General features: G+C 76.8%; 11 protein-coding genes. 5 read left to right on the top strand and 6 right to left on the bottom strand.

All coding sequences use genetic code 11. The features are described 5' to 3' along the window. The first annotated feature begins 95 nt into the window (after nucleotides 1-95). From FBY24_RS00160 to FBY24_RS00140, 5 genes are all read left to right on the top strand, one after another. Nucleotides 96-680 carry a single-stranded DNA-binding protein gene (locus tag FBY24_RS00160; RefSeq protein WP_142157034.1) on the top strand — a complete coding sequence of 195 codons (585 nt, stop codon included), beginning with the start codon at nucleotides 96-98 and terminating at the stop codon, nucleotides 678-680. Between the two features lie 138 nt (nucleotides 681-818). Further along, nucleotides 819-2501, top strand: a complete 1683-nt coding sequence (ettA, locus tag FBY24_RS00155) for an energy-dependent translational throttle protein EttA (protein WP_142157032.1) — start codon at nucleotides 819-821, stop codon at nucleotides 2499-2501. A gap of 19 nt (nucleotides 2502-2520) precedes the next feature. Next, a complete protein-coding gene (locus tag FBY24_RS00150; RefSeq protein WP_142157030.1) occupies nucleotides 2521-4569 on the top strand; it encodes a GTPase domain-containing protein in 2049 nt (682 codons plus the stop codon). Then, nucleotides 4566-6224, top strand: coding sequence for a GTPase (locus tag FBY24_RS00145; RefSeq protein WP_142157028.1), 1659 nt, complete (start codon nucleotides 4566-4568; stop codon nucleotides 6222-6224). Before FBY24_RS00150 ends, FBY24_RS00145 begins: the two co-directional genes overlap by 4 nt. Nucleotides 6225-6442: 218 nt before the next feature. Then, entirely contained in the window at nucleotides 6443-6943 is a 501-nt protein-coding gene (locus FBY24_RS00140) for a thioesterase family protein (protein WP_142157026.1), read from the top strand. A 19-nt stretch (nucleotides 6944-6962) separates the two neighbouring features. Here FBY24_RS00140 and FBY24_RS00135 read toward each other — a convergent pair whose 3' ends face one another. From FBY24_RS00135 to ptsP, 6 genes are all read right to left on the bottom strand, one after another. Beyond that, the gene (locus FBY24_RS00135; RefSeq protein WP_255432128.1) at nucleotides 6963-8645 is read right to left on the bottom strand and encodes an SDR family oxidoreductase; all 1683 of its coding nucleotides are present in this window, start codon (nucleotides 8643-8645) and stop codon (nucleotides 6963-6965) included. Nucleotides 8646-8688: 43 nt separating this feature from the next. Further along, nucleotides 8689-9684 (bottom strand): DNA topoisomerase IB, encoded by a 996-nt coding sequence (locus FBY24_RS00130; RefSeq protein WP_142157024.1) that lies wholly within the window; start codon nucleotides 9682-9684, stop codon nucleotides 8689-8691. 66 nt (nucleotides 9685-9750) lie between these two features. Beyond that, nucleotides 9751-11031: a HisS family protein gene (locus FBY24_RS00125; RefSeq protein WP_142157022.1), complete on the bottom strand. Its 1281-nt coding sequence runs from the start codon at nucleotides 11029-11031 to the stop codon at nucleotides 9751-9753. Nucleotides 11032-11052: 21 nt separating this feature from the next. Next, nucleotides 11053-11919, bottom strand: a complete 867-nt coding sequence (locus FBY24_RS00120) for an acyl-CoA thioesterase II (protein ID WP_142157020.1) — start codon at nucleotides 11917-11919, stop codon at nucleotides 11053-11055. Nucleotides 11920-11964: 45 nt separating this feature from the next. After that, nucleotides 11965-12348, bottom strand: coding sequence for a globin (locus tag FBY24_RS00115; protein ID WP_140460250.1), 384 nt, complete (start codon nucleotides 12346-12348; stop codon nucleotides 11965-11967). 99 nt (nucleotides 12349-12447) lie between these two features. After that, entirely contained in the window at nucleotides 12448-14130 is a 1683-nt protein-coding gene (ptsP, locus tag FBY24_RS00110) for a phosphoenolpyruvate--protein phosphotransferase (protein WP_255432127.1), read from the bottom strand. Between the last annotated feature and the right edge of the window lie 132 nt (nucleotides 14131-14262).

The following is a 14262-nucleotide window of genomic DNA, read 5'->3' as shown; positions in this document are numbered from 1 at the left end:
CGGTCGCGGAGCGCGCCGACCCCGGCCTCGGCGCGGCAGCCCGACGCTGGCGGCTCACGCCCTGCAGGAGCGGGGCCAGGCACGGGAGGCATCCCATGGCGACGCACACCCCTGACGTCACGGTCGTCGGCTGGATCGGGTCGGAGGTCCGCTCGTTCCACACCGACGACGGCGGGGTCCCGTTCGCGCAGTTCCGGCTCGGCGCGACGCGGCGGTACTTCGACCGGCAGAGCGGGGCTTTCCGCGACGGACCGACGGTCTGGTACACGGTCAAGGCGTGGCGGCAGACGGCCCTGAACCTGGGGCACTCGCTGCGCAAGGGCGACCCGGTGGTGGTCGTCGGGCGCCTGGCGACCAGCGAGTGGGTCGCCCAGGACGGGCCGCGCACCGACGTCGTCGTCGAGGCCACGGCCGTCGGGCACGACCTGACGTACGGCACGGCGCACTTCCGGCGCGCGATGACGACCCGGTCGAGCACCGACGACGGGACGGCCGCCGGGGACGCGGGGGAGGGCCGGGCAGGTGAGCGGGACACCGCCGTCGACGTGTCCGACCTGGTCGAGGACCCGCAGGACGACCTCGGCGCGGGCCCGGTCCTGCCGGAGGACGGCGCCGACACGGGCCCGTGGGGCGTCCCGGGCGTCGAGGAGGTCGAGCCCGCACTGGTCGGACGCGGGTGATCGCCTAGGCTGGTGGATCGGCAACCCGACGACGCCGCAGGTCGGTCCTGCCGGCGCTGCCCGGCGCACAGCCGGCGGCCCGCGCGCACCGGCCCGCGGCGTCACCCACCCGAGCGACCCGAGGCGGACGAGCAGTCAGTGGCTGAGTTCATCTACTCCATGTACAAGGCGCGCAAGGCGCACGGCGAGAAGGTCATCCTCGACGACGTCTCCCTCAACTTCCTGCCCGGCGCCAAGATCGGCGTCGTCGGGCCGAACGGTGCGGGCAAGTCGACGATCCTCAAGATCATGGCGGGCCTCGACCAGCCCTCCAACGGCGAGGCGCGGCTCTCGCCCGGCTACACCGTCGGCATCCTCCAGCAGGAGCCGCCGCTGAACGAGGAGAAGACGGTCCTCGGCAACGTCGAGGAGGGCGTCGCCGAGATCAAGGGCAAGCTCGACCGCTACAACGAGATCTCCGCGCTCATGGCGGAGCCCGACGCGGACTTCGACGCGCTGCTCGCCGAGATGGGCCAGCTCCAGGAGGCCATCGACGCGGCGGACGCGTGGGACCTCGACGCCCAGCTCGAGCAGGCCATGGACGCGCTGCGCTGCCCGCCGCCGGACGCCGACGTGTCGGTGCTCTCCGGTGGTGAGCGCCGCCGCGTCGCGCTGTGCAAGCTGCTGCTCGAGAAGCCCGACCTGCTGCTCCTCGACGAGCCCACCAACCACCTGGACGCCGAGTCGGTGCTGTGGCTGGAGCAGCACCTGCAGGCGTACCCCGGGGCGATCCTCGCGGTCACCCACGACCGGTACTTCCTCGACCACGTCGCCGAGTGGATCTGCGAGGTCGACCGCGGCCGCCTCTACCCGTACGAGGGCAACTACTCCACGTACCTGGAGAAGAAGCAGGAGCGCCTGCAGGTCCAGGGCAAGAAGGACGTCAAGCTCGCCAAGCGCCTCAAGGAGGAGCTGGAGTGGGTGCGGTCCAACGCCAAGGGCCGGCAGACGAAGTCCAAGTCGCGACTGGCGCGCTACGAGGAGATGGCGGCCGAGGCCGAGCGGACGCGCAAGCTCGACTTCGAGGAGATCCAGATCCCGCCGGGCCCCCGCCTGGGCAACGTGGTCATCGAGGCGAAGGACCTGAACAAGGGCTTCGACGGTCGCACGCTCATCGACGGCCTGAGCTTCTCGCTGCCGCGCAACGGCATCGTCGGGGTCATCGGCCCCAACGGCGTCGGCAAGACGACCCTGTTCAAGACCATCGTGGGCCTCGAGCCGCTCGACGGCGGCGACCTCAAGGTCGGCGAGACGGTGTCGATCTCGTACGTCGACCAGTCCCGCGGCGGCATCGACCCCAAGAAGACCCTGTTCGAGGTCGTCTCCGACGGCCTGGACTTCCTCAAGGTCGGCAACGTCGAGATGCCGTCGCGCGCCTACGTGGCCGCGTTCGGCTTCAAGGGGCCGGACCAGCAGAAGCCCGCGGGCGTGCTGTCCGGCGGTGAGCGCAACCGCCTGAACCTCGCGCTCACCCTCAAGCAGGGCGGCAACCTGCTGCTCCTCGACGAGCCGACCAACGACCTCGACGTCGAGACCCTCGGTTCGCTGGAGAACGCGCTGCTGGAGTTCCCCGGCTGCGCCGTGGTCGTCTCCCACGACCGGTGGTTCCTCGACCGCGTCGCCACGCACATCCTGGCGTACGAGGGCACGGAGGAGGACCCGGCGGCCTGGTACTGGTTCGAGGGCAACTTCGCGTCCTACGAGGAGAACAAGGTCCAGCGCCTGGGCGCCGACGCGGCCCGTCCGCACCGGGTGACCCACCGCAAGCTGCGTCGCGACTGACGTGGTCACGGACGCGCCCGTGCCGCCGCCCGACCGCCCCGCGGGGCAGGGCGGCGGCGCGGGCACGTCCGGCGCAGCCCTGCTCGACGCGCTCGAGCAGCTGCGCACGCGGCTCGACCAGGCGGTCCTGCCGCTGCAGGCGCCGGGCGCCGACGACGCGCGGGCCCTGCGCCGGCAGGCGCTCGACCAGCTCGACGACTACCTGCTGCCGCGGCTGCGGGCGTCGGCCGCCCCGGTGCTGGCCGTGCTCGGCGGGTCCACGGGTGCCGGCAAGTCGACGCTGGTGAACTCGCTGCTCGGCGCGCGGGTCTCAGCGGCGGGGGTGCTGCGTCCGACGACCCGGTGGCCCGTGCTCGTCCACCACCCGCTCGACGGGCGCTGGTTCAGCACCGACCGGGTCCTGCCCGGTCTGGCACGGCTGACGGCGCGGGTCGCGGACCCCGACCCGGCGGCCGGCGGACCGGCCGGCACCGCTCAGCCTGCCGGCGAACCGGGCACGCAGGCACCGCTGCCGGACGCGCAGCCTGCGGTCGGCGCTGCGGGACGCCGCGGAGCGGGGCTCACGCTCGTCGCCTCGGAGGCCGTCCCGCAGGGCCTGGCGCTCCTCGACGCCCCCGACGTCGACTCCGTCGTCGAGGAGAACCGCACCCTGGCGCGGCAGCTCCTCGCCGCCGCCGACCTGTGGCTGTTCGTCACCACGGCCGCCCGGTACGCCGACGCCGTGCCCTGGGAGCTGCTCCACGACGCCGCCGCACGCCGCACGGCGCTCGCGATCGTCCTCGACCGCGTCGACCCGGGCGAGGAGGACGCTGTCCGCACCCACCTGCGCGCGATGCTCGACGAGCAGGGCCTGCCCGGGACCCCGGTCCTGCTGGTGCCGGAGGAGCAGCCCGTCGACGGGCTGCTGCCCGCCTGGGCGGTGGCACCGGTGGCCGAGTGGCTGACGGCTCTGGCCGCGGACCCGCAGGCCCGGGCCGGTGTCGTCGGCCGCACGCGCGACGGTCTCGTCGCCGACCTCGCGACCCGAGCGGGCCGTGTCGCTGATGCCGTCGACGCCCAGCGCGACGCCGACGCCCGCCTGCGCGCGACGGTCGCGCACGCGTACGACCAGGCCGCGGACGACGTCGCCCGGGCGACGTCCGACGGGCGGCTGCTGCGCGGGGAGGTCCTGGCCCGCTGGCAGGACGTCGTCGGCACGGGGGAGCTCATGCGGTCCGTCGAGGAGCACGTCGGCCGGTGGCGGGACCGCCTCACCGCGTACGTGCGCGGCCGCCGTGCGGACGACCCCGCGCTCGCCGAGGCGATCGGCCGCAGCCTCGACGCCGTGGTCGTCGACGCCGCCGAGCGGGCGGCCGAGCACGCGGACGCCGCGTGGCGCGCCGACCCCGCCGCGGCGGGTCTGCTCGACGGCTTGGCGCTCTCGCGAGCGTCGACCGGCATCCGCGCGCGGGTCGCCGACGAGGTCCGCGCGTGGCAGGACGACGTCCTCGCGCTGGTCCGTGACGAGGGAGCGGGCCGGCGCACGCAGGCGCGCGCGTTGTCGTTCGGGGTCAACGGGCTCGGTGCGGCGCTGATGCTCGTGGTGTTCGCCTCGACGGGCGGGCTCACCGGCGCCGAGGTCGGCATCGCCGGCGGCACCGCGCTGCTCGCCCAGCGTCTGCTCGAGGCCGTCTTCGGCGACGACGCCGTCCGGCGGCTCACCGCGACCGCGCACGACCTGCTGCGCACGCGGGTGCGCTCGGTGCTCGACACGGAGGCGGCGCGCTTCACGTCGCAGCTCGACGCCCTCGGGGCCGCCACGGCGACGGGAGAGCCGCTGCGGGCGGCGACGGCGCGCGTCGTCGCCGCACCTGCCCCGACCGGCCCTGGCCGAACCGGCCCCGCTCCGACCGGCCCTGCCCCGGCAGGTGCCACCCCGGCCGCGGGCGGCCTGCGCGGCGTGGGCGCCGTGCCACCCCCCGACCGTGCGGGCGGTCGTGCCGCGGACGGCGCCGACGGCGCGACGGCGCCCCCGCACCGGCGCGGCTGGTGGCAGCGGCTGACCGGCCGCGACGGGACGCGCGCGTGAGCGCACCCCTCGACGCGGTCGACGCCCTCGCCGACGCCCTGGACGCCGGCCGGGGACGGCTGCCCGACGCGCTCGTGGACCGTGGCGACGCCGTCGTCGCGCACGCCCGCGACCGCCTCGCCCTGTCCGGGGACGTGACGGTCGTCGCGCTCGCCGGCGCTACCGGCTCGGGCAAGTCGTCGCTGCTCAACGCCCTCGTCGGCACCGACGTCGCCCGGCCGGGGACCCTGCGGCCCACGACGTCGGCGCCGCTCGCGGTCGTGCACGGCGACGCCGACGCGCACGCCCTGCTGGACTGGCTGGACGTCGCCGACCGCCACCGCGTGCCCGCACCGGCGGGCGCGGTACCGGCGCTCCCGCCGGGCCTGGTGCTGCTCGACCTGCCCGACCACGACTCGGTCGTCGCCGAGCACCGGGCCGTGGCCGAGCGGCTCTACGCGCGCGTCGACCTGCTCGTGTGGGTCCTCGACCCGCAGAAGTACGCCGACGCCGCCGTGCACGACCGCTACCTGCGGCCGCTCGCGCAGCACGCCGACGTCATGGTGGTCGCGCTCAACCAGGTCGACCGGCTCGCCGCCGCCGAGCGCGGCACCTGGCTGGCCGACGCCCGCCGCCTGGTCGACGCCGACGGCCTGCACGGCGTCCCCGTGCTGACGGTCTCGGCGCGCACCGGCGAGGGCGTGGACGGTCTGCGCGCCCTGCTCGTGGCGGCCGCGGAGCGTCGGCGGGCCGCGACCCAGCGCCTGCGCGCGGACGTGCGCACCGTCGCCGACGCCGTCCTCGCCCGCACCGGCGAGGCCCGCGTGCCGCGTGCGGACGTGGCCGCGGTCGAGCGGGCCTTCGCGGACGCCGCGGGCGTGCCGACGGTCGTGGCCGCCGTGCGGGCGTCGGCCGCGCGCCAGGTCCGCGCCCGGACCGGCTGGCCCCCGCTGCGCCTGGTCGGGCGCCTGCGCGCCGACCCGCTGCGGCGCCTGCACCTGCGCGGCCCCGGCACGACCGGCACGGCCGGACCGGGCGCCGCCGGTGGTCGCGCCGCCGGTGGTCGCGCCGCCGGACGTCGCGACGCCGGGCCGGTGACCGACGACGCCGTGGACCGCACCTCGCTCCCACCGCCCGGCCCGCAGGCCCACGCCCGTGCCGCACTGGCCGCCCGCGGCCACGTCGACGCCGCCACCGCGGGCCTGCCGGACGCCTGGGTGCTCGCGGCACGGGGTGCCCTGCGGCCCGACGCCTGGGCCCCCGACCTGGACCGCGCGGTCGCCGCGACCCCGTTGCTGGCGGAGCGCGCGCCGTGGTGGGCCGCGGCGACCGACGCGGTGCAGCGGGTGCTCGTCACCGCGGCGGTGGCCGGGCTGCTGTGGCTCGCCGTGCTCGCGGGTGCGGCGTACCTGCGCCTGCCCGAGCCGGTCACCCCGGTGTGGGGGCCGTTGCCGGCGCCGACGGTCCTCGCGGTCGGCGGCGTGCTGCTGGGGCTGCTCCTCGCGGTCGTCGGCCGGGTCGCGGCGGGGGTGCACGCGCGGGGCCGGGCCGCCCGGGCGCGCCGCCGGCTGCACGCGGCGGTCGGCGAGGTCGCGCGACGGCACGTCGTCGAGCCGGTCGCCGCCGAGGTCGCGCGGTGGGACCGGTGCCGGTCCCGCGCCCGCGCGGCCCGCTGACCCGTCCGCACCCACCGTCCGCACCCACCGTCCGCACCCACCGTCCGATTCCACCGCCCGCACCCACGCACGGCACGACCCGCGCACGGCGGCTCCCACGCACGGCGACGTCGTCGCACGGCACCGTCGCGCACGGTCCTGCACACCCGACCTGCGGGGCCGGGCAGACTGGTCCCGCAGGGAAGGCGGGCCGCCGGGCCCGCGGACGAGAGGAACCGATGGCCCGCCTCGAGGTGCCGGTCCAGCTGCGCTGGTCGGACATGGACGCGTACGCGCACGTCAACAACGTCGAGATGCTCCGCCTGCTGGAGGAGGCGCGCATCGAGGCGTTCTGGAGCCACCCCCTGGGCCCCGACGGCACACGCCCGGACGGCGCCCTGCCCACGGCCGTGCTGGACGCCGGGCCAGGGGCGACGGTCTCCACGCTCGTCGCGCGGCAGGAGATCGAGTACCTGCGTCCCCTCGGCTACCGGCGCTCCCCGGTGGTGGTCGAGATGTGGCTCGGCCACCTGGGCGGCGCGAGCATCGACGTCTGCTACGAGGTGCGGGACGCCCCGGCGTCAGCACCCGCCTCGCAGGTGTTCGCCCGCGCGACGACGACGCTGGTGCTCGTCGACCCGGCCACGGGTGCCCCGCGCCGCTGGGGCGACCACGAGCGCACCGTGTGGGCGCCCTACGTCGAGGCGCCGCTGGTGCACCGCCGCCGGGCGCAGGCCTGACGGCTCGTCCCTCCTGCGGTCATCCGACCCTCGTCCGGCCCGTGTCGGTGCGGGCGCGCTCGGCCGCCTCGGCGGCGCGCGCCATGTTGCGCTGCATGCCGCCGAAGACGACGCCGTGGAACGGGGTGACCGCCCACCAGTAGAGCTGGCCCGCCAGCCCGTGCGGGTGGAACAGCGCCCGCTGGGCGAGGACCACGGGCGGGCGTCGCCAGGCGTCGGCGTCCCACGGCTCGGTGCGGGCGTCGGCGTCGTCGTCGGCCGAGTCGACGGGCTCGACGCGCAGCTCGAGCCATGCCAGCCCCGGCAGGCGCATCTCGGCGCGCAGCCGCAGCAGGTGCCCGGGCTCGATGGCCTCGACGCGCCAGAAGTCCACGGCGTCGTCGACGAGCAGCCGGCCGGGGTCGCGGCGCCCGCGGCGCAGGCCGGGACCGCCGACGACCCGGTCGAGGAGCCCGCGCACGCGCCACGCCAGCGACCAGGAGTACCAGCCGCGCTCGCCGCCGACCGCCTCGACGACCCGCCACGTCGCGGCCGGTGACGCCTCGACCTGCACGCGCCGCTCGTCGACGTAGAGGGAGCCGCCGGCCCAGTCCGGGTCGGACGGCAGGGGGTCGCTCGGCGCCCCGCGCACCGCGGCCGACGACCAGCGTGTGGTCACGGCGGCGTCCCGGACGCGGGCGAGGGCAAGGCGGACGGCACGGTCGAAGCCGATGAGCCCGTCGGGCGGGTCGGGGACGAGCTCGGCCACGTCGTGCTCGTCGCAGACGACCTCGTGCACGAGCGACTCCACCAGCGGGCGCGCCAGCCCGCCGGGGACGGGCGTCACCAGCGACACCCACAGGCTCGACAGGCGCGGGGAGAGCACGGGCACGGGCACGATGAGCCGCCGGGGGAGCCCGGCGATCGCGGCGTACCGCTGCATCATCTGCTCGTAGGTGAGCACCTCGGGGCCGCCGATGTCGAAGGCCCGGCTCACGTGGGCCGGCATGGACGCGGAGCCCACGAGGTAGCGCAGCACGTCGCGGACGGCGATCGGCTGGATCCGGTTGCGCACCCACTTCGGCACGGTCATCGCGGGCAGCCGCTCGGTGAGGTAGCGCATCATCTCGAACGACGCGGAGCCCGAGCCGAGGATCACGGCCGCGCGCAGCACGGTGGTGGGTACGCCGGACGCGAGCAGCACGTCGCCGACCTCGGCACGCGAGCTCAGGTGCGGGGACAGCTCCTCGCCCTCGGGGAACAGCCCGCCCAGGTAGACGATCCGCCCGACGCCGGCGTCGCGCGCGGCGGTGCCGAAGACCTCGGCGGTGCGCCGGTCGGTCTCCGCGAACGCCGGGCCGGTGCCGAGGGAGTGGATGAGGTAGTACGCGACCGCGACGCCCTCGAGCGCGGCGCGCGCCTGGTCGGGCTCGGACGCGTCGGCGGCGACGACCTCGACGTCGTCGTACCAGGGTCGCCCGCGCAGCCGGTCGGGGTGGCGGGCCAGCGCGCGCACCCGGTACCCGGCGGCGAGCAGCTCGGGGACGAGGCGTCCGCCCACGTACCCGGTCACCCCGGTGACGGCGACGAGCGGTGCGTCGGGGCGCGGGCGTCCGTCGGGACCGAGGCCCGGCACGAGCCCGGGGAGGGTCTGCGCGACCGGTCGGGGGTCGAGGTCGCCGTCGTCGAGGGTCACGTCGCCGCGGGGCTGCTGGTCGGTCACCGTGGCAGTCTGCGGGTGCGGCGCCCGACCCGCACCTCGGGCGTCAGCCGGTGAGCAGGTCCAGGGTGCGCCGCTCGGCGACCTGCTGCGAGCGCGTCGGTGCGATGTGCTCGCCGCGCTCCCACAGCTCGACGACGCGGGGGTCGACGTACGACGCGCGCGCCACCGCCGGGGTGTTGCCGAGCTCGGCGGCCACGTCCGCGACGACTGCGGCCACGACCCGGCGGCGGGCCCGGTCGCTGCGCGGCGGCGCCCCGGCGTCCGCGAGGCCGCGGGCCGCCAGGACGGTGGCGTGCCACGTGCGGAAGTCCTTGGGCGTGGCCTCGCCGAGCCGGTCCTTGACGTACCCGGACACGTCGGTGCTGGTCACGTCGTGCCACCCGGCGTCGTCGCGCCACGCCAGCAGCTCGGGGCTCTCGTCGCGGCGCCGCAGCAGGCTGCGCACGCACGCGGCGACGACCTCGTCCTCGACGACGGTGTCACGCACCTGGCCGGACTTGGCGGGGAACAGCAGGTGCACCGCGCCGGGGTCGTCGCCGTCCCGCGGCGTCAGGACCCGCACGTGCTCGCGTCGCAGCGTGGCCAGCCCGAACGAGCCGTGCCTGCGGGCGTAGCCCTCGCTGCCGATGCGCAGGTACGCGCGGTCGAGCAGCCGGAACGCCAGGGCGAGGGCCTTGTCGCGGGGCCAGCCGTCGCGCGCCAGGTCGGCCCGCACCCGGCGGCGGGCGGCGGGCAGCCGCCGGGCGACGTCGAGCACGTGCTCGTGCTTGAGCCGGGCCCGCCGGGCGGTCCACTGCTGGTGGTACAGGTACTGCCGCCGCCGGGCCTCGTCGAGCCCGGCGGCCTGGATGTGCCCGTGCGGCAGCGGGCAGATCCACACCTCCTGCCACGCGGGCGGGATCGCGAGCGTGCTGATCCTCTCGAGGTGCTGCTCGTCGACGACGCGGGCGCCGGCGTCGTCGAGGTACACCCAGCCGCGTCCCGCGCGACGGCGGGTCCACCCGGGCTGGTCGAGACGGACGCGTCGGAGCCTGACCACCGACGCAGTCTCACCCGGCCGCGCCCGGACCGCGCGCCGGACGCGGCCGCGCGCCCGGCGCGCGGGTCAGGAGGACGGGGTCAGCGCGCGCAGCGTGCCCGTCTGCGGGGTGCCCGGCCGGCCCTCGACGCTGTGCGTGAACCCGTCGGCGAGCAGCTGCTCGAAGAGCTTGCCGCTGACCTTGCGCGGCGCCCGCACGAGCGTGACGTCGGCGCCGTCGTCCTGCAGCTCGCGGCGCAGCTGCAGCAGCGCGACGGGCTCGGTGCCCTCCCCGTACAGGAGCGCGACGCGGCGGCGCCCGGGGGCGGGGACCTGCACGAGGTCGACGATCCGCTCGAAGCCGATCGAGAAGCCCGCGGCGGGCACGTCACGGCCCAGCCACTTGCCCACGACGCCGTCGTAGCGACCGCCGCCGGCCACGGACCCGCCGGACCGGGCGTGCGCGACCTCGAAGATCGGGCCCGTGTAGTACCCCATGCCCCGCACCAGGGTCGCGTCGAACTCCACGCGCGCCCACGGCAGCAGCGTGCGCACGGCGTGCACGATGGCGGGCAGGTCCCGCAGGTCGACGGTGCCGGCACCGGCGACGTCGATGCGGCCGTCGCGCAGCGGTGCGTCGTCCGGGCCGGACTGCCCGCGCAGCGCGGCGGTCGTGGCGAGCAGCCGCTCGACGGCCGCGGCATCGGCCAGGCCCTTGCCGGTGATCTCGGCCGCGACGCCCTCGGGGCCGATCTTCGCGAGCTTGTCGAGCGCGACGAGCACCTCGCCGCCGTGCTCGGGCGCGACGCCCGCGGTGGTCAGCAGGTCGGTCAGCACCCGCCGGTCGTTGACCAGCAGGGTCACGTCGTCGCCCATGCCGAGGTCCGCGAACGCGGAGAGCGTCGCGACCAGCAGGTCGACCTCCGCGAGCATGCCCGGCTCGCCGATGATGTCGATGTCGACCTGCGTGAACTGCCGGTAGCGGCCCTTCTGCGGCCGCTCGGCCCGCCACACGGGCCCGGTCTGCAGCGACCGGAACACGGTCGGCAGCGTCGCGGCGTGCGAGGCGTAGAAGCGCGTCAGCGGCACCGTGAGGTCGTAGCGCAGCGCGAGGTCCGCCGCGTCGGCGGGCAGCACGGCCTCGTCGGCGGGCAGCCCGCGGCGCAGGATCTCGAACAGCATCGACTCGTTCTCGCCGCCCTGGTTCGAGCGCAGACGCGTCAGCGGCTCGACCGCCGGGGTCTCGATCTCGGCGAACCCGAACCGGCGGTAGGTGTCGCGGATCGTGCCGAGCACCGCGTCACGGCGGGCCTTGTCGGCAGGGAGGACGTCGCGCATGCCGCGCGCGGGCACCACGGGGCTGGCCATGGGCGTCGATCCTAGTGCGGGTCAGTCCGGGAGCCGGACCATGCCCTCCTGCGCGATCGACGCGACGAGGGTGCCGTCCTGGGCGAACACGCGCGCCGCACCCAGGCCGCGGCCGCCCTGCGCGCTGGGCGTGGACTGCACGTACAGCAGCCACTGGTCGACCCGCACGTCGCGGTGCCACCACATGGCGTGGTCGAGGCTCGCGATCGACAGCCCGGGCGTGGCCCACGACGACCCGGCCCGGCGCAGCACCGGCTCGAGCATCACCTGGTCGCACGCGTACGCGAGCAGCGCGCGGTGCAGCAGCTGGTCGTCGGGCAGCGGGGAGCGCGAGCGGATCCACACGGCCTGGCGGCCCTCCGCGGGCTCGCGGTCGGGGCGCAGGTAGATCGACCCGCCGACGTGCCGCAGGTCGAACGCGGCCTCCTGGGTCCAGAACTTCGCGACCGGGTGGTCGATGCCGCCGAGGTGGTCCAGCGCGGACTCGACGTCGTCCGGGCCCGGCACGTCCTGCGGCATCGTCTCGGCGTAGTCGACGCCGGGCTGCTCCTCCTGGAACGAGGCGATCATCGACAGGATCGGCGCCCCGTCCTGGAGCGCGTGCGTGCGGCGCGCGGTGAACGACCGGCCGTCGCGGAGCCGCTCGACGGCCAGCGTGATGGGCTTGCGCACGTCGCCCGCCCGCAGGAAGTACCCGTGCAGCGAGTGCGGCAGGCGTCCGCCGGGCACCGTCCGGCCCGCGGCGAGCAGCGCCTGGGCGAGCACCTGCCCGCCGAACACGCGCCCGCCGGGCTGCGCCAGGCTCGTCGCGGTGAACTCGTCGTCACCCGCGCCGGGCTGCACGTCGAGCACGCGCAGCACCGCCGCCGTCGGGTCGTCCGTCGTCATGCGCCGTCCTCGTTCCGGTCGGGGCCGGGGCCGTCGTGGCCCGGTTCAGTCGTCGAAGGTGTTGAGCAGCGAGTGCGCGGCCCGCTCCAGGTAGTCCCAGAGCTCGGCACGGTGCAGGGGCGCCAGGTCCAGGGAGTCGACGGCCGCGCGCATGTGCGCGAGCCAGCGGTCCCGGGCGTCGGGGTTCACCTTGTACGGCGCGTGCCGCATCCGCAGGCGCGGGTGGCCGCGCTGGTCGGAGTAGGTGGTGGGCCCGCCCCAGTACTGCTCGAGGAACATCGTCAGCCGCTCGGCGGCCGGGCCGAGGTCCTCCTCGGGGTACATCGGGCGCAGCACCTCGTCCTGCGCGACGCCCTCGTAGAACTTCTCGACCAGCCGCGCGAAGGTCTCGCGGCCCCCGACGGCGGTGTAGAACGCGTCGCTCCTCACGGCGCCATCCTCACACGCGGCACGCCCGCGGCCCCGCGCGGACGGTGCACGGGTGGGGGACGTCACGTCCGCCGGGCGGCGTCGGGGCGGGGACGTGCCTCAGAGCCCGAGCTCGGCGAGCACGGGCAACGCGTCGCGCATGACGGCCCGGGCGTGGTCGGCGCACGAGGACTCCACCGCCAGCCGGGCGAGGCGCCGGCAGACGTCCGACGACGTGGCGGCGAGCACCGCCGCGACGTCGGGCAGGGCCCGCGGCGTCATCGACAACGACGTGACGCCCAGGCCCACGAGGACGACGGCCAGTGCCGGGTCGGCCGCGGCCTCGCCGCACACCCCGACAGGGCGGCCCTGCGCCGCACCCCCCGCGCACGTCGCCTCGACGAGGCGCAGCACCGCCGGCTGCCACGCGTCCGACAGCCGCGCGACGGCACCGAGCAGCCGGTCGGCGGCCATCGTGTACTGCACGAGGTCGTTGGTGCCGATGCTCGCGAACGCCGCGTGCGCGAGCACCGGCCCGGCCAGCAGCGCGGCCGACGGCACCTCCACCATGACGCCCGCGGTGCCGAGCCCGTGCCGCGCGCACGCCGCGACGAACCCCTCGGCCTCCTCGACGGTCGCGACCATCGGCGCCATCACCCACGTGGTCGTGCCGGGGTGCGCGGCGGCCGCGGCGGCGATCGCGGTGAGCTGGTCCTCGACGACGTCGGGGTGCTCGCCGGCGATGCGCAGGCCGCGCACGCCCAGCGCCGGGTTGGTCTCCGGCGCCGCGTGCAGGAACGGCAGCGGCTTGTCCGCACCGGCGTCGAGGGTGCGGACCACGACCTTGCGCCCGTCGAAGGCGGCGAGCACGCGCCCGTACGCCGCCACCTGCTCCGCGACGGTGGGGGCCTCGGTGCGGTCCAGGAAGGCGAACTCGGTGCGGAACAGGCCGACGCCCTGGGCGCCGGAGGCCGCGGCGGCCTCGGCCTCGGCCGGGTCGCCGACGTTGGCGAGCAGCTCGATGCGCACGCCGTCCGCGGTGCGCCCGTCGCCGTCGAACGTGCGCACCGCGGAGGTCGGGGCGAGGGCGCGGGCCACGTCCTCGTCGGCAGGCGCGACGGTCACGCGGCCGGCCGCGCCGTCGACGAGCAGCACCACGCCGTCGACGACGTCCGCGACGTCCGCGGCGACGACCGCCGGGATGCCGCGCGCGCGGGCCAGGATCGCCGTGTGCGACGTCGGCCCGCCGGCCACGGTGACCACGGCCAGCACGCGTGCCGGGTCGAGCGTCGCCGTGAGGGCCGGGGCGAGGTCGTGCGCGACGAGCACGTACGGCTCCGCCCGGGTCGGCAGACCGGGCACGGGCCGCCCCGTGAGCTCGGCGACGAGCCGGTCGCGCACGTCGGTGACGTCCCGCACCCGCTCGGCGAGGTACCCGCCGAGGGCGGCGAGCTGCGCGGCGACCTCGTCGGCGGCCTCCCACACCGCCCGCTCCGGCACCAGGTGCTCGGTGCGGACGCGGGCCTGGGCGTCGGACAGCAGCGACGGGTCGGCCGCCATGGTCGCGGTCGCGTGCAGCAGCTCGGCGCTCTCGCCGGTGGCGGCGTCCGCGGCGGCGTCCAGCGCGGCCCGCACCCGCTCGGCGGCGTCCGCGACCCGCCCGGCGGCGGCCTCGACGTCCGCACCCGGCCGCAGCCGCGCGCCCGCGGGGGGCTCCTGCACCGGGTCGGGCAGCAGGGCTGCGGGCCCGACCACGCGTCCGGGGCTCACGCCGATGCCGGTCACCAGCCGCGTCGCGGTCACGCAGGTCCTCCTCGAGGTCGTGACGTCGGGCGGCGGGGTGCCGACGACGTCGTCGGGACGCCCCGAGTCTGGCCCGCCGCCGCCGCGACCGCCAGCCTCGGCGCGCCGTCCGGGACGGTCGGGTGCCGACGA

This window comes from Cellulomonas sp. SLBN-39, assembly GCF_006715865.1.
Classification (GTDB): domain Bacteria; phylum Actinomycetota; class Actinomycetes; order Actinomycetales; family Cellulomonadaceae; genus Cellulomonas.
The sequence above is the reverse complement of the archived record's forward strand: the minus strand, read 5'-3'. Positions and strand labels throughout refer to the sequence as shown.